This window comes from Streptomyces sp. NBC_01471, from assembly GCF_041438865.1.
GTDB lineage: Bacteria > Actinomycetota > Actinomycetes > Streptomycetales > Streptomycetaceae > Streptomyces.
Genome location: NZ_CP109450.1, coordinates 3,705,216 through 3,729,558 on the forward strand (window position 1 = coordinate 3,705,216; position 24,343 = coordinate 3,729,558).

The 24,343-nt window shown below is 73.1% G+C and carries 17 protein-coding genes; 10 read left to right on the forward strand and 7 right to left on the reverse strand.

All coding sequences use genetic code 11. The annotated features are described in order from the left end of the window. Positions 1–6 precede the first annotated feature (6 nt). Both OG285_RS16215 and OG285_RS16220 read right to left on the reverse strand, forming a co-directional pair. A complete protein-coding gene (locus OG285_RS16215) occupies positions 7–609 on the reverse strand; it encodes an NAD(P)H-dependent oxidoreductase (protein ID WP_356826555.1) in 603 nt (200 codons plus the stop codon). A gap of 38 nt (positions 610–647) precedes the next feature. Beyond that, the gene (locus OG285_RS16220; protein WP_371791360.1) at positions 648–2,105 is read right to left on the reverse strand and encodes an MFS transporter; all 1,458 of its coding nucleotides are present in this window, start codon (positions 2,103–2,105) and stop codon (positions 648–650) included. Positions 2,106–2,175: 70 nt separating this feature from the next. Between OG285_RS16220 and OG285_RS16225 the strand changes: the two genes are divergently transcribed. Continuing rightward, on the forward strand, positions 2,176–2,835 hold the full coding sequence (locus OG285_RS16225) for a TetR/AcrR family transcriptional regulator (protein ID WP_356826559.1): 660 nt from the start codon (positions 2,176–2,178) through the stop codon (positions 2,833–2,835). A gap of 44 nt (positions 2,836–2,879) precedes the next feature. Then, entirely contained in the window at positions 2,880–5,696 is a 2,817-nt protein-coding gene (locus tag OG285_RS16230; protein WP_371791361.1) for an AAA family ATPase, read from the forward strand. Positions 5,697–5,753: 57 nt separating this feature from the next. On the opposite strand, the gene OG285_RS16235 is transcribed toward OG285_RS16230, so the two are convergent. The 3 genes from OG285_RS16235 to OG285_RS16245 all read right to left on the reverse strand — a co-directional run bounded on the left by OG285_RS16235 (position 5,754) and on the right by OG285_RS16245 (position 8,727). Further along, entirely contained in the window at positions 5,754–7,328 is a 1,575-nt protein-coding gene (locus tag OG285_RS16235) for a cryptochrome/photolyase family protein (RefSeq protein WP_371791362.1), read from the reverse strand. Positions 7,329–7,443: 115 nt separating this feature from the next. Beyond that, entirely contained in the window at positions 7,444–7,893 is a 450-nt protein-coding gene (locus OG285_RS16240) for a hypothetical protein (RefSeq protein ID WP_356826565.1), read from the reverse strand. Between the two features lie 150 nt (positions 7,894–8,043). Next, entirely contained in the window at positions 8,044–8,727 is a 684-nt protein-coding gene (locus OG285_RS16245; RefSeq protein WP_356826567.1) for a TetR family transcriptional regulator, read from the reverse strand. A gap of 278 nt (positions 8,728–9,005) precedes the next feature. On the opposite strand from OG285_RS16245, the gene OG285_RS16250 reads away from it, so the two are divergent. After that, positions 9,006–10,370, forward strand: a complete 1,365-nt coding sequence (locus OG285_RS16250) for an FAD-dependent oxidoreductase (protein ID WP_356826569.1) — start codon at positions 9,006–9,008, stop codon at positions 10,368–10,370. A gap of 154 nt (positions 10,371–10,524) precedes the next feature. On the opposite strand, the gene OG285_RS16255 is transcribed toward OG285_RS16250, so the two are convergent. Next, positions 10,525–11,100, reverse strand: a complete 576-nt coding sequence (locus tag OG285_RS16255; protein WP_356826571.1) for an XRE family transcriptional regulator — start codon at positions 11,098–11,100, stop codon at positions 10,525–10,527. A 154-nt stretch (positions 11,101–11,254) separates the two neighbouring features. On the opposite strand from OG285_RS16255, the gene OG285_RS16260 reads away from it, so the two are divergent. From OG285_RS16260 to OG285_RS16285, 6 genes are all read left to right on the forward strand, one after another. Beyond that, positions 11,255–12,382 carry an aryl-sulfate sulfotransferase gene (locus tag OG285_RS16260; protein WP_371791363.1) on the forward strand — a complete coding sequence of 376 codons (1,128 nt, stop codon included), beginning with the start codon at positions 11,255–11,257 and terminating at the stop codon, positions 12,380–12,382. Continuing rightward, the gene (locus tag OG285_RS16265; RefSeq protein ID WP_371791364.1) at positions 12,379–13,785 is read left to right on the forward strand and encodes a uracil-xanthine permease family protein; all 1,407 of its coding nucleotides are present in this window, start codon (positions 12,379–12,381) and stop codon (positions 13,783–13,785) included. The genes OG285_RS16260 and OG285_RS16265 overlap by 4 nt, the downstream gene beginning before the upstream one ends. 91 nt (positions 13,786–13,876) lie before the next feature. Beyond that, entirely contained in the window at positions 13,877–14,998 is a 1,122-nt protein-coding gene (locus tag OG285_RS16270; protein WP_371791365.1) for a lipid II:glycine glycyltransferase FemX, read from the forward strand. Positions 14,999–15,131: 133 nt separating this feature from the next. Next, entirely contained in the window at positions 15,132–15,629 is a 498-nt protein-coding gene (locus OG285_RS16275) for a methylated-DNA--[protein]-cysteine S-methyltransferase (protein ID WP_371791366.1), read from the forward strand. 71 nt (positions 15,630–15,700) lie between these two features. Next, positions 15,701–16,300: an RNA polymerase sigma factor gene (locus OG285_RS16280; RefSeq protein WP_371791367.1), complete on the forward strand. Its 600-nt coding sequence runs from the start codon at positions 15,701–15,703 to the stop codon at positions 16,298–16,300. Further along, complete coding sequence (locus tag OG285_RS16285; protein ID WP_371791368.1) at positions 16,297–16,971, forward strand: methylated-DNA--[protein]-cysteine S-methyltransferase; 675 nt, start codon at positions 16,297–16,299, stop codon at positions 16,969–16,971. The genes OG285_RS16280 and OG285_RS16285 overlap by 4 nt, the downstream gene beginning before the upstream one ends. Here the strand turns inward: OG285_RS16285 and OG285_RS16290 are convergent. Continuing rightward, positions 16,955–20,827, reverse strand: a complete 3,873-nt coding sequence (locus tag OG285_RS16290) for an amino acid adenylation domain-containing protein (protein ID WP_371791369.1) — start codon at positions 20,825–20,827, stop codon at positions 16,955–16,957. The genes OG285_RS16285 and OG285_RS16290 overlap by 17 nt on opposite strands. Positions 20,828–21,209: 382 nt before the next feature. Between OG285_RS16290 and OG285_RS16295 the strand changes: the two genes are divergently transcribed. Next, positions 21,210–24,296, forward strand: coding sequence for a BTAD domain-containing putative transcriptional regulator (locus tag OG285_RS16295; RefSeq protein WP_371791370.1), 3,087 nt, complete (start codon positions 21,210–21,212; stop codon positions 24,294–24,296). Positions 24,297–24,343 lie beyond the last annotated feature (47 nt).

Consider the following 24,343-nt stretch of genomic DNA (forward strand, 5'->3'; position numbering starts at 1 on the left):
ACCGCTTCACAGCAGCCAGGTGCCGGGGCCTTCCGCCGGTGGCAACCGGTAGACCGTACGCGCGGCCGCGGCGATGCGGTGGACGTGGAGCAGCAACCGCATCGTGACGGCCGGATCCACGAGGCGGACCTGGCCGTCGGGCTCCTCGTGCAGGGTGTGCCCGGCGCACAGGACAGTCGCGCGCGGCCCGACGAGGTCGGCCCCCGCGGAGAGCAGCATCCGCTCCGTCTCGCAGTAGGCGGCTGCGGGCGAGGTACCGATGTGTGTGGTGGTCAGTACGCCCACCGGCTTGCCCGCCAGCGGTGAAGTCCCCTTCGTCCACGTCAGCCCGTTCAGGGCCGAGAGCAACGGCTCCGGTGGCGGGGAGTCCGACTCCGGGGCGGTGATCAGCAGTCCGTCGGAGCGGGCCACCAGCCGGCCCAGCGCACGGCCGGCGGCCTGCCCCGACGGCCCGCCGGCGTCGCTGTCCGGTGGGGTTACGGACGGGACGGCGTACACGTCCAGTCGTACGCCCGTGGGCCCCGGCGCCGACAGTGCTCTGAGCAGCATCTCCCCGAATGGGTCGGCCTCCGCGGTGGCGCAGAGACCGAGCAGCCGTACCTCGGCCATGGTCGGTTCCCTCCCTTGGCTTTCCCCCGCGGTCTGGGTTATCGGGCGGAAGCGGCGGGCCGCAGGCGGCGGGAGACCAGCGTGCCGGCCAGCGCGAGCACCGCAGTGAGCAGGAACGTGCAGGACAGGGCGGTGCGGGTGGACCCGTCGTAGTCGTGCGCGAGGGCGATGGCGGCGCCGCCCAGGCCGGCGAGCACAGCGGTGGCGAGAGTCTGGGAGAGCTGGAGCGCCCCGCTGACCTCGCCCTGCCGTTCCGCGGGCGCCTGTTCCATGGTGTCGGTGGTGGAGGCGTTGAACGCGATGCCCATGCCGACCCCGCCGATGGCCCAGCCCGCTACGGCGATCAGAGCCGGCACCGCGTCGGAGAGCACCCCCAGGGCCATGACCAGGACGCCGACCAGCAGAACGGCGAAGCCGAGCGCCACACCGGAGCTGCGCCCGCCCGCCCCCTTGCCGTCCCGCTTCGCCTGCAGCATGGAACCGACCACCCAGGTGATCGCACCCGCGGAGAGCCCGAGACCGGCTTCGGTGGCGCTCACATCGCGCAGTTCCTGGAGGCCGAGGGGCAGGAACGCCTCGCTGCCGAAGTAGACGGCGCACAGCAGGAAGCGGATGCCGATGCCGGCGCCGACGCCGGGCCGCAGGCTCAGCGTCCCCTCCGGGACCACGTGCCGCAGGGCCAGCACGCCGACGACCGCGCCCACCACGGCGAGCGGGATGAGCAGGGCCAGGTTCTTCAGAAGCAGCGCCTGGAGCAGCAGGGCGGTGCCCGCGGTGAGCAGCACGCTCATGGCCAGGGGGCCCTTCCACCAGGGCTGGGCCGGACCGGCCTCTGCCGCCTGGTGGGTGCGGTCGAGCTTGCGCAGGCCCGGCAGGGTCAGGGTGGCGGCGATCGCGATGAGCGGCAGCATGAGCAGGAAGACCCCGCGCCAGCTCGTGAGGTCCGCGAGGGTGCTCGCGATGACCGGGCCGATCAGGGACGGGATGGTCCACGCGGAGGAGAGCAGGGCGAACATCCGGGCCCGGAGCCGCTCGGGATAGGCGAGCCCGATCACCGTGTACGCCATGCTCATGACAGCACCGATCCCGAGGCCCTGGCAGAACCGCCCGAGCAGGAACAGCGGCCAGTTCACGGCCGCCCCGGCCACCGCACAGCCCGCCGCGAACACGAGCATGCCCAGCGCCATCGGCCGCCACGGGCCGCTGCGGTCGGCGGCCCGGCCCGCGATCACGGTGCCGATGATGTTGGCCAGCATCAGCGCGGACAGGCCCCAGCCGTAGGCGCCCAGACCGTCCAGTTTCCGGGCGATGCCGGGCAGCACGGTGGCCACGCCCAGCGACTCGAACGCGACCATGCTCACGGAGAGGATGACGCCGAGCGTCAGGGCCCGATAGGGGCCGGAGAAGACACTCTCCGCCGCCTCGGCCCCCTCCGCGACCGGTGGCGTGGCCGGCTCGCCGCCCTTGCGTGCTGTGTCATCGATGCCCTGGGACACGGAAACCTCCGGCAGATATTTACGTACCGTTCCGGAACGGAACTTAATTCACCATACCTATACTGAGGGCATGGAGAACACCCCGAGTGGCGCTGTGACCGACAGCCGCGCATCACGTCAGCAACGTTCCGGAAGGCCGCGGGACGAGCGCATCGACGCGTCGGTCCGTGCCGCGGCCATGGAGGTCCTCAACGAGTCGGGGTACGGAAAGCTGACGCTGGAGGGGGTGGCCAGCCGCGCCGGTACGAGCAAGCCGGCCCTGCGACGGCGGTGGCGCTCCCGGCAGCACCTCGTCGTCGACGCGCTGGTCGTCACGGTGGGAACGACACCCACCCCCGACACCGGCTGCACGCACTGCGATCTCATCGCGGGCATCGGCACGCTGGGGCAGGCGTTCACCACCACCGTGGGACGGCGGGCGCTGCCGGCCCTCGTGGCCGACCTCGCGGACGACCCGGACCTGGAACGGCTGTTCCTCGACAGGTTCTTCCATCCGCGCCGGGCCTCGACAGCCGAAGCCCTGCGCCGCGGGGTCCGCCGTGGTGACATCAAGGCCGACGTCGATATCGATCTGCTTCTGGACATGCTGGCCTCCACCACCTATTACCGGGTGCTCTTCGGGCATCTACCGGTGACGCCATCGCTCGCGGAGCAGGTGGTCGAGGTCGTACTGGCAGGGGTAGCCACCGAACAGTGGAGCGGCCGGCACGGAGGTCTCGGCGAAATCTGAGCACAAACCGATGACCGGGCGCCGAAGCCGCTCGGACAAGGGATGTGGAGGGGGTTGCTTTGCTGAGCCGACACTGCGAAGTGTCTTTCCTGGAGGAGGCTTTGGCCGCTGCCGAAGCCGGGATGGGCGCCAGCCTGCTGCTGGAAGGAGGAATCGGCACGGGGAAGTCGTACTTGCTGCGCGCTGCCCTGAGGTCCGCGCGCAGCAGGGGCTTCGAGGCGATATCCGCCCGGGCCAGACAGTCCGAACGGGCTGTGCCGCACAGCCTGATGTACCAGGTACGGGACCAGTTACTGGGGGCCCTTGGCGGCAAGGAGCCGCCGGGCCCGGCAAACCAGCAGGATCCCTCGGCGGATCTGCACCACATGGTCGCCACCTGCGCGGCTGCCGCTCCGGTGCTCATCGCACTGGACGATCTGCAGTGGGCGGACGCCCCTTCGCTGCGCTGGCTCGGCCACCTGATGGCCCGTCTGGAGGGCCTGCCTCTCGCGCTCCTGGCGACCCTGGGGTGTGACTTCGCGGCCCCGTCCGACCTGGTCACGCGGCGCTCGGGAATGGACTCCCCGGCCGCTGTCACCTCCGGTTTCCACCGCCGGACGGTGCTGCAGGGGCTGAACGTGGACAGCGTCGGGTACCTGCTCGCTTCGGCCTCCGGGACCCCGGTGGACCCCGGGGCCGTCGGCGCCTGCCACGAGGCCACCGGCGGCAACCCCCTGCTCGTCCAGGCACTGTTGCGCGAACTGTGGCGTACGGGAGTCTCCCCGGCGGACCTTTCCGCCGGACGGGTCGCGGAACTCGGCCCCCTGGAAGTGGCCGAGGAGCTGGGAGCCCGGTTCGAGGAAGCATCCCCGCTTGCCGGACCGGTTCTCGAAGCGGTGTCGATCATGGAAGCCGCGGCACGTATCGAGATCGTCGCGGAACTCGTGGACATCGATACCGTGAGCGCCGCCGATGTGCTGCACGAGATGGTGCGCTGCGGGGTCCTGACGGCGGGACCGGACGGTTTCGGCTTCTGCCACCCGCTGGTCCGCGCGTCGTTCCAGGCGGGCATGGCGCCCAGCGAACGGGCCCGGCTGCATGCCGAGACGGCCAAGATCCTCAACGCCGATGCCGCGCCCAGGGAACAGATCGCCCGGCATCTGATGCACAGCGCGATGATCGGCGAACCGTGGGCCGGCCGTCTGCTGCTGGACGCGGCGGACGAGGCGCTGGCCCGGGGAGCCCTCCGCGAGGCCAGGATCTGCCTGGAGCGGGGCCTGCTCGAAGGCGACCCGGCGGACGAGCCGCGCCTGTTGCGAAGGCTCGGCCAGATCGACCTGGCGGACGGCCCCGACCGGGCCGTCGTCACCTTGCGGCGCACCGTGGGCCGTACGCCCGAGGGCAGCGAGCAACGGGCCGGCGCGCTCCTCGATCTCGTCCAGGCCGTCGTGCTGACCGGAGACGTGACGGGAGCGGTCCGGATCATGGAGGCCGAAGTGGCCGGATTCGAGCGGTCGGGAACGGACGAGGAGACGAAGGCCGGGGCCCGCGCCATGCTCGGACTCCTGTTGTCCCTGGACGGACGCGCCCCGAGGCCGGCCGCGGGCGGGAAGCCCGCCGTGCTCAGTGCGGCCCCCGCGAGATCGTGGGTCCGCCACGCCATGGCCGCCCGGTCCGCTCTGCACGCCCACTGGGACGGCGTACACCGCGCGGAGGCGTTGCGGCACGCCCGCCTGGCCCTGCACGAGCCGGTCGCCACGGCCAACGAGCACGCCCTGGTCCGACTGGTACTGGTGCTGCTGCTCGACCGTGCGGGCGAGCACGACGAGGCGGTGCGGACCTGCCGTTCCCTGCTGGAGGCGGGGACGACCGAAGGATCGCGCACCGTGGTGGCACTGGCCCAGGCGATCATGGCGGACTGCGCCTTCCGCGCGGGGCGGCTCAGTGAGTGCGTCGAGGCCGCTCGGGCGTCGATGGAGCAGGGCCCGCAGTCCGCGCTGACGGAGTGGCTGGGCTCGGCGCTGGCCCGTGGTCTGCTGGGCGAGGCGTTGTACGAGTCCGGCGACCCGGAGGGCGCGCACCGGGTGCTGATCGAGGAGGGGACCGCGGACGGTACGCCCGCAGCGGTGGTGCCCGGGCTGCTCTTCCACCGCGGCCGGATCCACATCGGGGCGGGCCGGACCGCTCTGGGCCTGGCGGACATCGAAGAATGCGGCCGGCTCATGAAGATGCGCGGCTGGGTGAACCCGGCCCTGTACCCCTGGCGCTCGGAGGCCGCACTCGCCCACGCACGGCTCGGGAACGAAGCCGGTGCCCAACGGCTCGTCCAGGAGGAACTGACCCTGGCCCGGGCCTGGGGCACGTCCCGGGCCCTGGGCACCGCGCTGCGGGCCGCCGGGCTGCTGGCCCGCGGGGATGAGCGGGTGTCCCTGCTCACCGAGTCCGTCCAATGGCTCCACACGGCGGGCGCCGAGCTCGACGAGGCCCGGGCCCAGCGCGATCTGGGGCGCGAATACCTGCGCTGCCGCAAGGTCCGCCAGGCCAGGGAACAGCTGCGTGCCGGGATCGCGCTGGCCGAGCGGTGCGGGGCGCACACCCTGCTGCGGGAACTGCGGCAGGATCTGGTCGAGGCCGGGGCCAGGCCGCGCCGCGGCGCGGAGACCGGCCCGGGATCCCTCACACCGGCCGAACGCAGGACCGCCCTGCTCGCCGCGGAAGGGCTGACCAACAAGGCGATCGCCAACCGGCTCTTCGTCACGCGCCGCACGGTCGAGATGCACCTGAGCCGGGTCTACCGGAAGCTGTCGATAACCGACCGCAGGGGCCTGCACGCGATGACGGGCGGCCAGGATCCGCCCCTGGTCGTCGAATCGTGCGCCTGACCGGTCCGTGGCCGCGCCCCGGCCGGCCCGCCGCTGTCCACCGCCCCGGCCTCCCCGTCAGGGCGGTGTGCCGCCGCGCCGTGCGGTCGTGTCGAGGAGTTCCGGAAGGTCCTTGAGCCGGTCGAGGCCCCGCACGGCGCGGGCGGTGCGGGGGTTGGCGGCGAGCCGGGCGCGGTGGCGGTGGAGGAAGGCCCAGTAGCCCGCCGTGTACGGGCAGGCCCGGTCCCCGGTGCGGTCGGAGGGGCGGTGGGCGCACGGTCCGCACAGGTCGCTCATCCGGTGGATGTAGGCACCGCCGGAGGTGTACGGCTTGGTGGTCATGAGGCCGCCGTCGGCGTACTGGGACATCCCGACGACGTTGGGGAGCATCACCCAGTCGTACCCGTCGACGAAGCAGCGGTGGAACCAGTCGGTGACGGCCGCCGGGTCCCAGCCGTCCTGCAGGGCACGGCTGCCGAGCACCATCAGCCGGGGGATGTGGTGGGTCCAGCCGGTGTCCCGCACCTGCGCGAGCACGGTGGACAGACAGTTCGCGGTGACCGCGTCGGCGTCCAGGCCGAGGAACCAGTCCGGCAGAGGGGCGGTGTGGTGCAGCGCGTTGCGGTGGCGGTAGTCCTCGCCGAAGTGCCAGTACAGGTGCCAGACGTACTCGCGCCAGCCGGCGATCTGCCGGACGAAGCCCTCGACACTGTTGAGGGGCGCGTCACCGGCCCGGTGGGCCCGCTCGGCGCGCTCCACGCACTCGGCCGGATCGAGAAGCCCGAGGTTCAGCGGTACGGACAGCCGGCTGTGGCTCATCGATGGGTCCGCGGCGAGCATCGCGTCCTCGTAACGGCCGAAGTCCGGCAGCCGGTGGGTGACGAAGTGCCGCAGTGCGGACAGCGCCTCGCGCCGGGTGGCGGGGAAGCGCCGCGGGCCGTCACGGCCGACGAAGGAGACGTCGCCGTCCCGCTCCCAGCGGTCGAGATCGCGGCGGACCTCCTCGTCGATGGCGTCCTCGCGCGGCTGCCAGGGGCCCCGGACACCGAGGGTGTCCCGGCCGCGCGGCGGGGGTTCGCGGTTGTCGTGGTCGAGGTTCCACCGCCCGCCCACGGGCTCTTCGCCGTCCATCAGCAGGTCGTGCCGCCCGCGCACCCAGCGGTAGAAGGCCTCCAGCCGCAGGCCCCGGCCGCTGTGCCGGCCGGCCCACTCGGCGAAGTCGTCGTGGCCCACCATGAAGCCCTTCGCCGGCAGGATCTCCACGCCCTCCAGCGCGGCGGCGAAGTCCCGGGCCCGGCGCGAGGTGGGATGGCAGACCGTCAGCCGGTCTCCGGCGGGGCGCTGCCGCGAACGGTCCGTACCCCCGCCGTGGGCGCCGGACCGGCGGGGCACCCGGTGTCCCAGGGCCTGCTCAAGGCCCTCGGCGTACGTCTCCGCGCGGACGTAGGTGACCCGGTCGCCGAGTTCGGCGGCACGGTGCCGCATCGCCGACAGCACCAGATGGGCCTTGGCACGGTGGAAGCGCCGCCGGCGCAGCACCGAGCGCGCCTCGATCATGACCACCGGCGCTTGGGCGTCGGGTCCGCCGTGCCGGGGATCGAGGAAGTGCGGGCCGAGCTGGTCACCGAAGATCCAGTGAGGGCGTGGCGCCATGGGGGTCTGCCTCTCCGGGCATCGGGACGGGGGTCAGGGACGGGGCCGGGGCCGGGGCCCACGGGAAAGCCCCGGGCCTCACCGGCCCGGGGCTTTCCCGCTGGGTTCCCCGGATTCACCGGAGGGGCGACCTGGTGTGGTCCGTCAGGAGGGACCAGATCACGAAGACACCGATCCCGATGGCGATGAAGGCCCAGATCGGCTGGTACGGCAGCCACATGAAGTTCGCGACCACGCTGATCGTGGCCATGGCGACTCCGAGCCAGCGGGCCCAGGGCGCGCCCTTGAGGATGCCGAGGCCGGTGAGGATGAGGAGCACCCCGATGGCCAGGTGGATCCAGCCCCAGGCGGTCAGGTTGAACTGGTAGGTGTAGTGGCCGACGTGGGCGTAGACATTGTCCTTCGCGATGCCGACGATGCCGTTGAGCACCGCCAGCACTCCGTCCACGAACAGCAGCACACCGGCGAACAGGGTTCCGCCACTGGCCCACGTGCTGTCGCTGCCCCTGCCGGGCTGCGTGTGGCGGGGTGTGGGCGCCCCGGAAGGGGCTGCGGGCTGAGCCATGAGAGCCTCCTTCGCCGGGTCATCGGGCTGTCCGGCGTCGCCCCGACCCTCCGCTCACGCGGCTCCCGCCACCAGCCGGGCAGGGCCATTCGGGTGAATCGGACCGTCGCGTCAGGACGGAACGACCACGCTCCCGCCGCGCCCCGTCCCTCACACCCCCGCCAGCCCCCGGTCCAGCGGTGAGCCCGCCCACGGCCCCCCGACGGCCGAGCCGAGGTTGTCGAGGCACAGGTCGACGCTGTGCAGCAGGGTGTCGAGGTCACGGCTGCCGCTCGCCTGCCAGGTGCGGACCGCCACCGTCAGGGCACCGGCGTGCGCCGACACCAGGAGCTGCGGCCGCGGGTCGGCCGGGTCCGCGAGGTGCTCCCGCGCGGCGAGGGTCCCGGCGAGTGCGTCCTGCTCGGTCAGCAGGACGTGGTGGAGGGAGGCGAGCAGGCCCGGCGTGACCGCCACGAGGTGCAGCACGGCGAGGCAGGCCGGTGTGGAGCGGTACTCGGGAAGGGCCCGCGCCACCTCGGTCAGCGCATGGCGGGTGGCTCCGCGCAGCGCGGTCAGCGGGGGCTCGTCGGGGGGCCTGCGGCCCAGTTCGCGCAGGGTGAGCACGGCCATCTCCCGGAACACCGCGAGCAGCACGTCCTCCTTGCCCGTGAAGTAGCGCAGCAGCGTGCGCTTGGACACATCGGCGGCGGCCGCGATGTCGTCCAGCGTGGTGCCGTCGAAGCCGCGGGAGCCGAACAGGTCGAGGGCCGCGTGGCAGAGCGCGTCGCGGGTCCGGAGTTTCTTGCGGGCGCGCAGGCCGGCGGACGCGGTGCGTTCGGCCGGGCTGGGTTGCATACGGGGTTCCTCCTGGCGGGGCGGCGTACCGGCGGCCCGTGCCGTGGGCAGCCAGGGGATTCTGTCACCTGGTGCCATATGCTTTTGAATGACACGCCTGTCCGGCTTCCGGCGGCAGGGGTGGCATCGATCCCGTCAGGGGATCCCCAGGTGGACCGGACGTGGGGGTCATGACTGTGGGGGCCGCAGGCCCTTCGACCGCCGCCGCCCGCTGCCCGCCGCCGGCCGGCGGGCCTGTCGCGTCCCGTCTGTCCGCGTTGCCTGGAGGAACGTCCCGTATGTCTCGTCCCATCCGTGTCGCGATCGTCGGTGCCGGTCCGGCCGGCATCTACGCCGCCGACGCCCTGCTGAAGTCCGACGCCGCCCAGGCCCCGGGCGTCTCCATCGACCTGTTCGAGCGGATGCCCGCGCCGTTCGGGCTGATCCGTTACGGGGTCGCCCCGGACCACCCGCGGATCAAGGGCATCATCACCGCTCTGCACAAGGTGCTGGACAAGCCGCAGATACGGCTCTTCGGCAATGTGGACTACCCCGGCGACCTCACGCTGGACGACCTGCACCGCTTCTACGACGCCGTCGTGTTCTCGACCGGAGCGATGGCGGACCGCGCGCTGGACATTCCCGGGATAGCCCTGGAGGGCTCGTTCGGCGCCGCGGACTTCGTCTCCTGGTACGACGGCCACCCGGACGTCCCGCGCACCTGGCCGCTGGAGGCCGAGAAGGTCGCCGTCCTCGGGGTGGGCAACGTCGCCCTGGACGTCGCCCGGATCCTGGCCAAGACCGCCGAGGAGCTGCTGCCCACCGAGATCCCGCCGAACGTGCACAGCGGGCTGCGGCAGAACAAGGCCGTCGAGGTCCACGTCTTCGGCCGCCGCGGCCCCGCGCAGGCCAAGTTCAGCCCGATGGAACTGCGCGAACTCGACCACTCGCCGAACATCGAGGTCGTGGTCAACCCCGAGGACATCGACTACGACGAGGGCTCGATCGCCACCCGCCGCGGTGACAAGCAGGCCAACATGGTCGCCTCCACCCTGGAGAACTGGGCCATCCGCGACCCCGGCGACCGGCCGCACAAGCTCTTCCTGCACTTCTTCGAGTCCCCGGAGGAGATCGTCGGCGAGGACGGGCGCGTGACCGGGCTGCGCACCGAGCGCACCGAGCTCGACGGCACCGGCAACGTGCGCGGCACCGGCCGCTTCACCGACTGGGACGTCCAGGCCGTGTACCGCGCGGTCGGCTACCGCTCGGACGAGCTGCCCAAGCTGCCCTTCGACGTCGCCTCCGGCACCGTCCCCCACGAGGCCGGGCGGGTACTGGCCGCCGACAGCAGCCACCAGACCGCCGTCTACGTCACCGGCTGGATCAAGCGCGGCCCGATCGGGCTCATCGGCCACACCAAGGGCGACGCCAACGAGACCGTCGCCTGCCTCCTCGACGACCACACCGCAGGCCGCCTCCCCGGCGCCGCGCTGCCGGACCCGGACGCCGTCACCGCCTTCCTCCAGGAGCGCGGCGTGCGGTACACCACGTGGGACGGCTGGTACGAGCTCGACCGCCACGAGCGGAGCCTCGGCGAGGCCGAGGGCCGTGAGCGCGTGAAGGTCGTCGAGCGCGAGGACATGCTCCGCCACAGCGGCGCCTGACGGCGCACCCGCAGCGGACCGGCCACCGCGTCGTGAAGGACGACCGGCGCGGTGGCATCCGGCTGCCCGTTGGGCCGACCGCCCCGGCGGCCGGCGGCCGTTCACGGAACCGCGCCGTCCGGCCCGGTGGCCGTTCACGGGGCGGCTGCCGCCCTCACACGGGGTCCGGCCGGTCCGTCGCCGCTGTCTCGACGTGGTCGGCCACGGCCACGAGCAGCACCCGCGTCCCTTCCTCCCGCGCCCGCCAGCGGTGGCGCACCCCGCCGGTGAGGAACAGCGTGTCGCCCCGGCCCAGTTGGTAGGTGCGGCCTTCCGCCTCGACCTCGGCGCTGCCGTCGGCGACGTACATCAGCTCGTCGTTGCGGTGCTCGAACGCGCGGCTCTCGTCGTGGTCGCCGGTGAACTCCAGCGCGTGCATCTGCTGGTGTCCGCGCACCAGTGGGCGGACCCGGGCCGTCGCGTCGAGGCCGGGGTCCGCGTCGGCGCGTACGACGTCCACCCGGTGCGGGGAGTCGGCGGCGGCCAGGAGCTGCACGGCCGTGGTCTCCAGCGCGTCCGCGATGAGTTGCAGCGAACGCATGCTGGGGCGGGCCCGGCCGTTCTCGATCTGGCTGAGGAACGGCGACGACAGGCCGCTGGCGGCGGCGACTTCGGCGAGGGTGAGATCCAGCGCCCTGCGCCGCCTGCGGATGCCCGGCCCGATCCGGAGAGCGGGCGATTCGGCTGTCACGTCGTGGTCCCTCGTCTCCGGTCGGGGTGTCGGCGTCGCCTCATCATCTCGCAGGCCGCATCGGGCTTCGTACGTCCTTCACAGTGCCGCAACACTCGGTCGCTAGCTTCTAAGGAGATTGACCACATCAAACAAAGTTTCACAGGAGGGCCGTATGTCCCCAGTCGACCAGAACACGCGCCGCCGCCGCGGTACCGGCCTGATCGCTCTCGACCCCGACGCCTCCGAGGGCGGCTACACCCTCTTCGCCCCGCTGACCGGCACGGGCGAGGTGTACCTGATCGACCTGCACGGCACGGTCGTCCACGAGTGGAAGCTGCCCTACCGGCCCGGCCGGCACGCGCGCGTCCTGGCCAACGGGAACCTCGCCTACAGCGGCGTACTCCCCGGTGAGCCGGCCCTCTTCCCCATGTGGCACAAGTACCGGGGCGGCGTGATGCTCGAAGCCGCCCCGGACGGCACCGTGCTGCGCGAGTACCGCGACCCGCTCCAGCACCACGACGCCCACCACCTCGGCGACGGCCGCGTCCTCTACACCGCGCTCGAACCCCTGCGGGGCGCGGACGCGGACGCCGTACGGGGCGGAGTGCCCGGTTCGGAGGCCGACGGCACGGTGTGGGCGGACACGATCCGGGAGGTCGGCGCGGACGGCTCCGTGCTCTGGTCCTGGCGGGCCGCCGAACACCTCGGCCGCGAGGAGTACGCGCTGCACCCCGACTACGCCCGCGAGCACTGGCCGCTGATCAACAGCGTCGTCCCGCTCGCCGACGGCAACATCCTCGCCAGCCTGCGCAGCGTCTCGGCCGTCGTCGTCATCAGCCGCGAGACCGGCGAGATCCTGTGGCGGACCGCCCCCGGCACGGTGTCGCAGCAGCACGCGCCCACCGAGCTGGACAACGGCGATGTGCTGGTGTTCGACAACGGGGTCTTCCGGCCCGGATCGGACGTCCCGTACTCCCGTGTCATCGAGATCGAGCGCTCGTCGGGCAAGATCGTGTGGGAGTACCACGACCCGGCCCGGGAGTCGTTCTTCGCCCCGTTCATGGGCAGCGCCCAGCGCCTCGCGGGCGGCAACACCCTGGTCACGGACTCTCCTTCGGGCCGGCTCTTCGAGGTGACGCCCGACGGGTACCTCTGCTGGGAGTACGTCGTCCCGTACTTCGGCGGATACCGGGAGTCCGAGGTGCGCGGCCTGTTCCCGTCCGAGCCCAACGCCGTGTTCCGCGCCTACCGTTACTCCGCCGACGAGCTTCCCTGGCTGGACACGGAGGCCACCCCGTGACCACCGCAGGACCGGGCGCCGGGCAGGTGCACCCCGTCGACGAGCGGCTGCCGCTGCGCCGGCTGGCCCCGCTGTCCGCACAGCACGTCCTGGCCATGGTGGCCGCGCCCGTCTCCACGGTGTTCCTGACCGGCCAGGCCCTCGGGCTCGGCCCCGGGCGTACCGCGTCCCTGCTCAGTGCCACTCTCGTCCTGTGCGGCGCGGGCACCCTTCTTCAGTCCCTCGGGGTGTGGAAGGTCGGGGTCCGGCTGCCGTTCGTCATGCTGCCCGGCGGGGCGGCGACGGCGCTGTTCCTCCAGGTCGCCAAGGACCACGGCCCGGCCACCGCGACCGGGTCGGTCGTCCTCGCGGCGGCGCTGCTGGGCGCCGTACTGCCGTTCTACGCCAGGATCGTGCGGCTCTTCCCGCCGCTGGTCATGGGCGTCACCGTGCTGCTGATCGGCATCGGCATGATCAAGGTCGGGGCCCAACTGGTCACCGGCCGGGCCGGAACCGCCGGGTACGCCGCGCCGTCGGGGGTGGTGCTGGCCGCCGCGACCATCGGCTGCACCCTGCTGCTCCTGCTGCTGCTCCGCGGGGTGTGGCGGCAGACCGCGGTGCTGTTCGGGATGGCGGCGGGGACCGTCATCGCCGTCACGACGGGCCTGGGCCACTTCACGCCTCCCGGCGGAGGCGGCGGCCTGGCCCTCCCGCGTCTCCTTCCGTACGGGGCACCGCACTTCGACGTGCCGGCCGCACTGCCGCTGCTCGTCTTCAGCCTCACCACGCTCGCGGAGATCACCGGCCAGACCGTCCTGAACAGCGAGACGGTGGGCCGCGCGTCCGACCCCGGACGCGATGTGCCGCGCGTCGCCGGGACGGATGCGCTGGTCTCGCTCTTCGGCGGGCTGTTCGGCACGTCGCTCCTCGTGACCAGCTCGGAGAACATCGGGATCGTCCGGCTGACCGGAGTCCGCAGCCGCTTCGTGACGGCGGGGGCGGGCGCCCTGCTCGTCCTGGTGGGCCTGCTCGCTCCCCTCTCCCGGCTGCTGGCCGGGATACCGGCGCCGGTCGTCGGGGGGTCCTCGCTGGTGATCTACGGGATCATCGCGGTGATGGGCATCGACATGCTGGCGCGCACGGCCCCCGGCGCGACGGCCAACTCCGCGGTGATCGCCCTGGCCCTCACCGCGGGCCTGCTGCCGGTGGTCGCACCCGACATCTACCAGGGCTTCCCCGGCTGGGCCCGGACGGTCCTGGGCAGCGGCGTGGTGGCGGGCACCCTCATCGCCGTCCTGCTCCACCCGCTCTTCCGGCGCTTCGCGGAGCGGGCGGCCGGTACCGGGCCGGGCGCCACCCGGGCCAGGGAGAGCGCGCCCCGGGATCAGGTCGCGGATCCGGTCGTACGGCGTGGCGCCCCATGACATGAGGTGCGTGGGCTTGACATGGTGCGTACGGAGAGACTGACGTACCGTACGCCCCGGGAAGGGCGTCCCGGGCAGAGGAGCGTTGCGCATGAGCCTTCGGCTGAAGGGCATCACCCGCGAGGAACACCTGGCCTTCATCGGGGCCCGGCCTTCGGCGAGCCACATGCAGGTTCCGTCGTGGGGGGACGTGAAGCCGGACTGGCGGGCGGAGAGCCTGGGGTGGTTCGACACGGACGACCGGCTCGTCGGAGCGGGGCTGGTCCTGTTCAGGCCCCTGCCCAGGCTCAGGCGCTACCTCGCCTATCTGCCCGAAGGGCCGGTCATCGACTGGCACGCGGCCGATCTGGAGCGGTGGCTGCGGCCGATGCTGGCCCATCTGAAGCGGCAGGGGGCGTTCTCGGTGAAGATGGGGCCGCCCGTGGTCGCGCGGCGCTGGGACACGGAGGCGGTCAAGGCCGCCATCGCCGATCCGGCGGCCGGGCGGCTGCGGGACGCCGAGGCGACCTGGCACGATCCCCGGGCGGCCGACATCGCCGGCCGGCTGCGCCGGATGGGGTGGCAGCAGACCGAACCCGGCGGCGAGGACGGCTTCGCGGCGGGCCAGCCGCGCTACGTGTTCCAGGTCCCCTTCGGCGGGCGCTCGCTGGACGAGGTCCACAAGGGCCTCAACCAGCAGTGGCGGCGCAACATCAAGAAGGCCGAGAAGGCGGGCGTCACGGTCGTCCGGGGTGACTACGGAGACCTGTCCGCCTTCTACGAGCTCTACGCCGAGACGGCCGAGCGGGACCGGTTCATCCCCCGCCCGCTCGCCTACTTCCAGCGGATGTGGACCGTGCTGACGGCCGAGGATCCCGACCGCATGCGCCTCTATCTCGCCCACCACGAGGGCGAGGTCCTCGCGGGGGCCACGATGCTGACGGTCGGCGAGCACGTCTGGTACTCGTACGGCGCCTCCACCAGCCGCAAGCGCGAGGTCCAGCCGAACAACGCCATCCAGTGGCGCATGATGTCCGACGCGCACGCGCTCGGAGCGGGCGTCTACGACCTGCGGGGCATCACCGACACCCTGGAGGAGAGCAACCACCTCCTCGGCCTGCTCCGTTTCAAGGTCGGCACCGGCGGCCACGCCGTCGAGTACCTCGGCGAGTGGGACTTCCCCCTCAACCGCTTCCTGCACAAGGCCCTCGACCTGTACATGTCCCGTCGCTGAGGTCCTCGACGGCGTGGCCGGGAACGAAGGAGACCGGGGCACCCGACGGGCTCACGTTTCCCGTGGCTCACGCGTCTACCGGGTAACAGGGGCGGACGCCGCAGAGCCGCCCGCTGTGGAAAGGAGCCCGGCCATGAGGACGCACACGGTCATCGACTCTCCCGTCGGAGGTCTGACGGTCGTCGCCGAGGACGGCGCACTGACGGGCCTGTACTTCGACGGGCACCGCCGCCGCCCGGCGGACGACACCTTCGGGGAGCGCACCGACGAAGGGTTCGACGCGGTCCGCCGACAGCTCCGGGAGTACTTCGACGGCGAACGGCAGGACTTCGATCTGCCGCTCGCCCCGCAGGGCAACGACTTCCAGCGCCGCGTCTGGGATCTGCTCACGACGATCCCGTACGGCGAGACCTGCTCGTACGGGGACCTCGCCCGGCGCCTCGGTGAGCCCGCGCTCGCGCAGGCCGTCGGCGCGGCCAACGCGCTCAACCCGGTGTCGGTGGTCATCCCGTGCCACCGTGTCGTCGCCACGGACGGCAGCCTGCGCGGGTACGCCGGCGGACTCGACCGGAAACGGTTCCTGCTGGGCCTGGAGGAACCGGCCGCCGAGCGTGCCGACCGGCTGTTCTGAAAGCCGGTGCGCTCCTCCGGGCCCGCCCCCATGTCCGTTGTCCCTCCGCGCGGTTGGATCGTTTACCCGACGTGAGCAAGCCACTGTTCGAACAGATCGTGACCGACCACGGGCCCATGGTGCTCCGCGTCGTGCGGGCCGTCGTGGGGCCGCACGACGCGGACGACGCCTGGTCGGAGACCTTCCTCGCCGCGCTGAAGGCGTATCCGGCACTGCCGGACGACGCCAACGTCGAGGCGTGGCTGGTGACCATCGCCCACCGCAAGGCCATCGACGTCACCCGGGCCGACGCCCGCCGCCCCACGCCGGTCGGGGAACTGCCCGAGCGGCCCGGCCCCGAAGGTGGCCGGGTGGACGGCTGGGGCCGGGGCCCGGACGGGGACCCGGACCTGTGGACGGCGCTCAAGGCCCTCCCCGACCGGCAGCGCCGGACGGTCGCCTACCACTACCTGGCCGGGCTGCCCTACAAGGAGATCGCCGCACTGACCGGAGGCAGCGCGGACGCGGCCCGCCGGTCCGCCGCCGACGGCATCAGAACCCTGCGCCGCACATATCCGGTGCACCCGGCGGACGGCCCGGAGGACGGCCGTCCCGCACGCACCGCCCCCACCACCAAGGCCCCCACCACCAAGGCCCGTACCGGCCGTACGAGAGGAGTGGACCCACGATGACGCGCCCACCGGCACCCCACAACGACCACACCGACGCCGAACCGGCAGGCGGGGCAGACCTGTTCGGGGCGCTTCCCGAACACGACGAGGCCGCGATGGCCCGGCTGCACACCCGGCTGGCCGCCGCGTCGCAGGACGCCGGCCTGCTCGACATCGCCTACCGCACCCTGGACTCCCCGGTCGGCCCCCTGCTGCTGGCCGCCACCGAGACGGGCCTGATCAGGGTGGCCTTCGCCGTCCAGGACCACGCCGACGTGCTCCGTCAGCTCTCCGACACGGTCAGCCCCCGGATCCTGCGCGCCCCGGCCCGGCTGGACGCGGTGAGCCGGCAGATCGACGAGTACTTCACCGGACGGCGCCACCGGTTCGAACTGCCGCTGGACCGGCGGCTGTCCAGGGGTTTCCGCCGCGACGTCCTGGCGCACCTCCCCGACATCGGCTACGGCCGCACCGAGAGCTACGCACAGGTGGCCGCCGCCGCGGGGAGCCCCCGGGCCGTACGCGCCGTGGGCACGGCCTGCGCGACGAACCCGCTGCCGCTGGTGGTGCCCTGCCACCGCGTGGTGCGCTCGGACGGGTCGGCCGGGCAGTACGCCGGGGGCGCCGCGGCCAAGCACCTGCTGCTCGACCTGGAGAGCGGACGGCCCCCGGCCCTCAGCGGCGCGACCTGATCGCCCTCACCAGTTCCGCCACGCCGTGCTCCCGCAGCACCTGGTAGTGGTCCCCGGCCAGTTCCACCACCGTGGGCGGCGTCGCCGAGAAGCCCGAGCGGCCCTCGATGAACGAATAGTCGTCCCCCGCCGCCTTGAACAGGGTGACGGGGGCCGTCAGACGGCGCTCCACCAGTTCGGCGAAGGTGTAGTCGAACTCGTACGTCGCCGCGACGATACGGGTGATGCGGCGGATCACCCCGGGGTCCAGCGCGGGGACCGTCCCGTGGACGAACGCCACGAAACCCTCCTCGTCCCGCACCGTCCGCAGGCACGCGGCGAGTTCCGGACCGCCGATGCGCCCGAGGAACACCGACAGCAGCACGGCGGTGTAGGCCGGGTTGGCGAGGGCGGCCGCACGGCTGTGCCGCTCCGCGCCCGCCGGCAGCTCCGCGAGCCCCACCGTCGGGTTGCCGGGGCAGATCAGCAGGAGCTCGTCCACCTTGTGGCCGGCCTGCTCCAGCTGCCACGCCGCCTCGAAGGCGACCCGCGCGCCGAAGGAGTAGCCCCACAGCGTGTACGGGCCGTCGGGCTGCACCGCACGTATCTCCGCGACATCCGCCGCCGCCATCCCGGCGATGGTGGCGTACGGCGTCTCGCCGTCGTTGATCCCGGCCGCCTGGATGCCGTAGAACGGCCCGCCCGCCGCCGACTCGGCCGCCAGGGTCCGCAGGTTCATCGGGTACCCGCCGAGCCCAGGCCAGCAGAACACCGGCCGGCCCGCGCCGTTGTCGTGCAGCGGCAGCAGCCGGGACGAGGGCGCGGGCGCGTCCTGGGCCACCCGGGCCGCGAGGTCGGCGAGGCGGGGGCACTCGAAGAGGACCTGGAGCGGCAGCGACGTGCCGAACTCGCGGTTGACACGGTGGGTGAGCGTCACCGCCACCAGGGAGTTGCCGCCACGGGCGAAGAAGGTGTCCGCCATCGACACGTCCGGGTACCTCAGCGCGGCGCCCCACAGGGCGGCCAGCCTCCGCTCGACGTCCGTCGCGGGCGCCACGTGCGGCTCCCCGGCCGCCCCCGCGTCGCGGACCGCGTCCGACGCCGCCAGCGCGACCGTGTCCACCTTGCCGTTCGCGGTGAGCGGCAGCGCGTCCACCACCTGCACCCGGTCCGGGATCATGTAGTCCGGCAGCAGCCGCACCAGGTCGTCCCGGATCATCTCCGTCGGACCGCGCATGTGGACCGAGTCCTCGCGCATCCCCTGGGACGACAGCTGTTCGTCGCTCACCCGGCCGCCGACGAAGAAGTACGAGGGGCCCGGGGCGATGCCCGCCCCGGCCAGGAGGTCGTCGAGGCGCAGTGCGGCGGGCAGCGGGTTGCCGCTGCGGGAGGAGTAGCCGGACGACATCAGTCCGAGCCGCAGACCGTTGCACTGGAGGTGGTGCAGGAGGCGGCCCAGCACCACGTAGCGCAGCCAGGGGCGTTCCTCCCGGCTGACGGCGGATATGCCGAACGACGACGTTCCGTACACACCCTGGTTGATGGCGATCACGTCCCGGCGGCGCACCACCTGGTCCGATATGTGCAGGAGCTCGCCGTCGGCGTACCGGTACGTTCCCTCCGCGAGCCCGGCGATCCGGTCACCGTGCGCCTGGACGAAGACGTCGGCGGCGGGACCTGCCGGACCGGCGTCCGCGGCGGGCACCAGGTCGAAGGCCCCCATGTAGTGGTCGTCGGAGGCCGCGCCCACGTGTGCGGGGAACGCGGCGTCCCGGCCGGCCGGGCGTACGGCCAGGCCGTACGCGGGCAGCACCCGGTCGAGCACACCGAGCAGGTGGCCGGCCTCGAACTCCAGCACCTCGTCGATGTTGTTGCTGTACACCGACGCGATGGCGGCCCGCCGGCCGAGGAGGTGCACGCGGATCGCGCCGCGGCTCCCGTCGGGGCTCCCTCCCGGCGCGTCACCGAACCTCACCAGCTCGTGGCGCGACGGGTGGAAGTAGTGGACGCCCGCTTCGAGGCCGCACCCGCCGTCGGTCTCCAGGTACATCTGGGTGGCGTACAGGGCGCCGGGCGAGGCGTAGGCGTACTTCGGGAGGAGCCGCTCCTCGCTGTGGAACGGGCCGAACCAGCGCAGCAGTTCACCGAGCGAGGCCAGGTCCGGGCCGTCGGCGGCCGGGGCGGGGACGGGGGCGGGGGCGGCGGGAGACAGCAGCCGCACCAGGTCGTCCCGCGTCACCGCGTCGGCGCCGTCGTGGAAGCGGTACGTCTTGCGTGCGAAGACCTCCGCGCGCTGCGCCGCGCCGCCCTCGGCGCCCGGCAGCGCCACCGCGGGCAGTCCGGCCAGTTCCTCGTCGGTCCTGACCCCGGGATGGGAGAGCTGGGCCCGCACCTGGAGCCGGCTCGCCTTGGACTGGTGGTGCGCACCGTGGTTGCCCTGGTCCATCAGGGCGGCCTCGCGCGGGTTCAGCTCGACGCAGGCCACCAGCGTCTGCCACCCCGTGCCGGGTGCGCGGGTGACGACGGCGGCGGCCCTGCGCACCCAGGTGTGCTCCTCCACCGCCGACGCGACCTCCTCCAGCTCGACCCGGTAACCGCGCAGTTTGACCTGGCTGTCGATGCGGCCGGAGAACTGCAGGGTGCCGTCCGGGTTCCAGGAGACCAGGTCGCCGGTGCGGTACAGCGGTTCACCGGGCGACAGCGGGCTCGCCACGAAGCGCTGCGCCGTCTGCTCCGGCAGGTTGAGGTATCCCCGGGCCACCTGTACGCCGCCGAGGTGGAGTTCGCCCTTCTCCCCGATGTCGACGGGCCGGCCCAGCTCGTCCAGTACGAAGGCGGTGACCCCGTCCACGGGCGTACCGATCGGCACGGTCGTGGCCTGCGCGCCGCCCTCCGGCGGCGAGGACGTGACCACGTGCGCGGTGGCGTTGATGGTGCACTCCGTCGGGCCGTAGAGGTTCACCAGCGACACGTCGGGCAGCACGGCGGCGAACTCCCCGGCCAGCGCGGTCGTCAGCGCCTCGCCGCCGCAGAAGACCCGCCGCAGGGAACGGCACTCGGTGAATCCCTCGGTCTCCAGCAGCGCCTGGAGCAGCGTCGGGACGCACTGGAGCGTCGTCACCCCGTGGGCGCGCATCAGCTCGACCACCGCTTCGGGGTCCCGGTGGACGCTCGGCCGGCCCGCCACCACCGCACCGCCCGCGGCCGGTGCGAGGATCTCCCACTGGGCCGCGTCGAAACTCATGGGTGTCTTCTGCAGGATCCGCACGCCGGGGCCCAGCTGTCCGGTCGACCGCAGCCACGTCAACTGCGATACGACGGAGCGGTGTTCGACCATCACGCCCTTGGGGCGCCCCGTCGAACCCGAGGTGTAGATGACATAGGCGAGGTCCCCCGGCCGGGCCGGCGGCAGCGGGGCGGCCGGCAGGCCGTCGGCCGGGCCGGGTTCGTCCAGGACGATCACCGAAGCCTGCGGCCCGGCGAGCGCCCGTGCCTTCGCCGCCAGGTGGGACTGGGTGACCAGCAGCCGCGTCCCGGAGTCGCGCACCATGAACCGCAGGCGCTCCTCCGGGTATTCGGGCGAGAGGGGGAGGTAGGCACCGCCGGACGCGAGGATGCCCCACACCCCGACGACCAGGTCGGCGGAGGGCTCGGCGTACAGGCCGACGGTGACGTCGGCCCCGGCGCCCAGGCGGGCCAGGCGGTGCCCGAGGGACCGTGCGGCGCCGACCAGTTCACGCCGGGTGAGCCGGCCGTCCGCGTGCTCCAGCGCGGTGGCGCCGGGGTCTGCGGCGGCTGCCCGTACGAGCAGGCCGAAGAGGGCCGGCTCGTGGCGGGGGGCGGCTGCCCGGGCTGTCGGGTGGGTCTGAGTCTCCATGGGATCCTTCGTGGCACGAGGGGCCGTGGCGTGGTCCGGGCACGGCAACGGGACTACGGGCGGACGAGGTGGGGGACTCACCCGGCTGGGACGGCGGCACCGTGACGCCCGCTCCGTCATTCCCCCGTCGGAGCCGGGCGGCCTGGGCCGTGTCCGGGCGCTCTTCCCGGGCCCGTCGGTCAAAGGAGTGGGCCCGCTGATCCAAGAAGACCGACCGGACAGGACCTGGTGGTCGCTAGGAGTGTGCGCGCGGTTATTCCCGATCACCTCCTGTCCGGATCCCGATCGGGGGTAACCGCCTAGACTCTCGACGGATGCCGCTCCGGCCAGGGAGTTTGGCGTGCGCGAGGGGGGACGGCGTATGGCAGGGAAGGAAGGCCCGTTGGCGCATTTCAACGTCCTGGGGTCGTTGGAATGCTGGGCCGACGGGATCCGTGTGCACGCCGGCGGACCCGTGCACGAGCGCGTACTCGCGATGCTGCTGCTGGAGAACGGGCACGTGGTGCCGGTGGCCCGCCTGGTGCAGGCTGCCTGGGACGAGGAGCCGCCCACCACCGCCTCCCACCAGATCCGCAAGGCGGTGGCCGCGCTCAGGAGCCGAATACCGGGCGGCCGGGACCTGTTCCTCACCGACGGGCCCGGTTACCGTGCCGCCGTCCAGGACGAGCAGCTCGACGTGCGGGTCTTCTCCCGCTCCGCCCGGCAGGGCGCCCAGGCCCTCGCCGAAGGCGACCCGGCCACGGCCCGCGGCCTGTTGCGGGCCGCCCTGGCGCTGTGGCGCGGACCGGTGCTCGCCGGGGACGGCGGGGAGGTCATCGCCGTCGCCTCCACACCTCTGGAGGAGCGCTGGCTGACCGCCGCCGAACAGCTCTTCCGGATACGCCTCGACGACGGGGAGGCCGCCGAACTCGTGGGCGACCTGCGGGCCGCCGTAGCCGCCCACCCGCTGCGCGAAACGCTCAGGGGACAGCTGATGCTCGCGCTCTACCGCTCCCAGCGGCAGGCCGAGGCCCTCAAGGAGTACGAAGCGGTCCGCGCGATGCTCCGGGACGAGCTGGGTGTCGATCCGGGACCGCACCTCAAGTCCCTGCACCGGGCGATCCTCCAGGAGGCCCCGGAAGCCGCCGCCCCGGAACGCGCCCGGCGATCGGCCCGGCCCGACCCGGCCCCCGGCGGCCACGGCGGCCACGGCGGCCACGGCGGCCACGGCGGCCACGGCGGCCACGGCGACGAGGTACGCGGGCCCCGCACCCTCCCCAGCGACCTGGGCGACTTCACGGGGCGGCAGGCCGAACTGGGCAGGCTCCTGGCGTACGCCACCGCCCCCGAGCCCGCGAACGGGCTCCGGGTCGTGGCCGTCGACGGCATGGGCGGTTCGGGCAAGACGACGCTCGCCGTCCACGCCGCGCACCAGCTGGCCGGGCGCTACCCCGACGGCCAGCTCCACATCGACCTGCGGGGGTTCACCCCCGGCGAGCAGCCGCTCCGGCCCGCGGCGGTCATCTCGACCCTGCTGGGCGCGCTGGGCGTTCCCCCCGAGCGGGTGCCCGAGGACGACGCCGGGCGGGACGCGCTGTGGCAGTCGACGCTCACCGGCCGCCGCATCCTGCTCCTGCTCGACAACGCCGCGGACCTCTCCCAGATCAAGCCGGTCCTCCCGGCGTCCCCCGGCGCGCTGGTCCTGGTCACCAGCCGGGTCCGGCTGGTCGACCTGGACGGGGCCGACTGGATATCCCTCGGTGAGATGACGCGCGAGGACAGCACCGCCCTCATCGCCCGGACCCTCGGCCAGGACATCGCCGCCAGCGACCCGGAGGCGACCGCCGCGCTCGCCGGGCTCTGCGGCCACCTCCCCCTCGCCCTGCGGATCTCCACCGCCCGGCTGCGCAACCGGCCCCGCTGGACCGTGCGCAACCTCGTGGACCGGCTCAGCGACGAGTCCCGCCGCCTGGACGAACTCAACTCCGGGGACCGCGGCGTGGCGGTCAACCTGCGGCTGTCGTACCAGGCGCTCGACCAGTGGCACCGGACCGCGTTCCGCCTCCTCGGCCTGCACCCCGGCACCCGTGCCGACGTCCACTCGGCCGCGGCCCTCCTCCAGGTCGGCACCCAGGAGGCCGACGAGGTCCTGGAGAACCTGCTCGACATGCATCTGCTCCAGCAGCACGAGGTGGGCTCGTACGCCTTCCACGACCTGGTGGGGGCGTTCGCGAGGAGCCTGCGCAACGAGGGGACGGAGGCGGCCGACATCACCGCCTTCGAACGGCTCCTGGACTTCTGGTTCCTGGCGACGGAGGCGGCCTGCGCCGTCCTTTTCCCCGGCCGCGCGGACTACCCCGCACCCGCACAGGAACCCTCCGTGCAGAGCGAGTTGCCGCGGCTGGACACCCCGGACCTCGCCCGCGCCTGGTTCGACCGGGAGCTGGACTCGCTGAAGGCCGCCGTGCGCCTCGCCCACACGTGGGGACTCCACCGGCACGCCGTACGGCTCGCGCGCAACGTGGTCTTCCATCTCAACCTGCGCGGCCGTACGGAGGAGTTCCACGAGGTCTCGACGGTCTCGGTGGCCGCCGCCCGCGCCCTGGACGACGCGCTGGCCCTGCGGATGAGCCTCTCCAACCTGGCCGCCGCCGAGTGGAAGCTCGGCCGCCTGAAGGAGGGCGCCGGGTCGGCCGACGAGGCCGTGGAGATCGCCCGGCGCATCGGCGACCGGCGCGGCGAGGCCTTCAGCCTCGACCTGCTGGGGCTGCTCCACATGTCGCTGGGCGACCTCTCGACCGGGCGGCACCACCTGCGGCAGAGCGTCGCGCTGCACGTGGCGACCGGCAACGCCGGGCAGGAGGCGACGGCGCTGTGCAACCTGAGCACCGTCAACACCTGGCTCGGCGACCTCGAAGAGGCGACCCGGGCCGCGGAGCGGGCCCGCTCCATCTACCGCCGCCTCGGCGACCGGGACAACGAGGTGGCCGCCCTCAACGACCTCGCCATCGCCCACCTGCAGAGGGACGATCCGCACGCCGCGCGCCGCTGTGTGGTGGAGGTGGAGACGGAGGACATGGTCAACGAGAGCCGGATGCCGGAGAACCTTGCCCTGACCCTCGTCCTGGCGGCGGACGTCCACCACCGCCTCGGGGACGCCGAAGGGGCGAGCAGCAGGCTGGACCGGGCCCTGACCCTGGCGAGGTCGCGCGGCACGCCGATCCGGCGCGCGACGATCGAGAACATCGCGGGCTTCGTCCAGCTGCGGCGCGGTGAGCCGGAAGCCGCGCTGGCCCTTCACCGTCACGCCCACCGGTCGTCGGAGTCGATCGGCTACCGCTTCGAGCAGGCGCGGGCGCTCACCGGTATGGCGGCGGCGTCCGTCGCGCTGGGTTTCGGTGCGGAGGCAGTGGAGTTCGGGCAGCGCGCCGATGAACTCTTCGACCGGATGCGGGTGCCCGCCGCCGGTCGGCCGCCGGCGACGGCCTGAGGCCTCCCCGGCCTTACGGCGGGGGAGGCCTCGGTGCGGTTCCGCGC

Excerpts from the sequence above, each read along its gene's own strand:
- OG285_RS16215 (WP_356826555.1), bottom strand. The coding sequence starts at position 609 with ATGGCCGAGGTACGGCTGCTCGGTCTCTGCGCCACCGCGGAGGCCGAC.
- OG285_RS16225 (WP_356826559.1), top strand. The coding sequence starts at position 2,176 with ATGGAGAACACCCCGAGTGGCGCTGTGACCGACAGCCGCGCATCACGT.
- OG285_RS16235 (WP_371791362.1), bottom strand. The coding sequence starts at position 7,328 with ATGGCGCCACGCCCTCACTGGATCTTCGGTGACCAGCTCGGCCCGCAC.
- OG285_RS16240 (WP_356826565.1), bottom strand. The coding sequence starts at position 7,893 with ATGGCTCAGCCCGCAGCCCCTTCCGGGGCGCCCACACCCCGCCACACG.
- OG285_RS16245 (WP_356826567.1), bottom strand. The coding sequence starts at position 8,727 with ATGCAACCCAGCCCGGCCGAACGCACCGCGTCCGCCGGCCTGCGCGCC.
- OG285_RS16250 (WP_356826569.1), top strand. The coding sequence starts at position 9,006 with ATGTCTCGTCCCATCCGTGTCGCGATCGTCGGTGCCGGTCCGGCCGGC.
- OG285_RS16260 (WP_371791363.1), top strand. The coding sequence starts at position 11,255 with ATGTCCCCAGTCGACCAGAACACGCGCCGCCGCCGCGGTACCGGCCTG.
- OG285_RS16270 (WP_371791365.1), top strand. The coding sequence starts at position 13,877 with ATGAGCCTTCGGCTGAAGGGCATCACCCGCGAGGAACACCTGGCCTTC.
- OG285_RS16275 (WP_371791366.1), top strand. The coding sequence starts at position 15,132 with ATGAGGACGCACACGGTCATCGACTCTCCCGTCGGAGGTCTGACGGTC.
- OG285_RS16285 (WP_371791368.1), top strand. The coding sequence starts at position 16,297 with ATGACGCGCCCACCGGCACCCCACAACGACCACACCGACGCCGAACCG.
- OG285_RS16290 (WP_371791369.1), bottom strand. The coding sequence starts at position 20,827 with ATGGAGACTCAGACCCACCCGACAGCCCGGGCAGCCGCCCCCCGCCAC.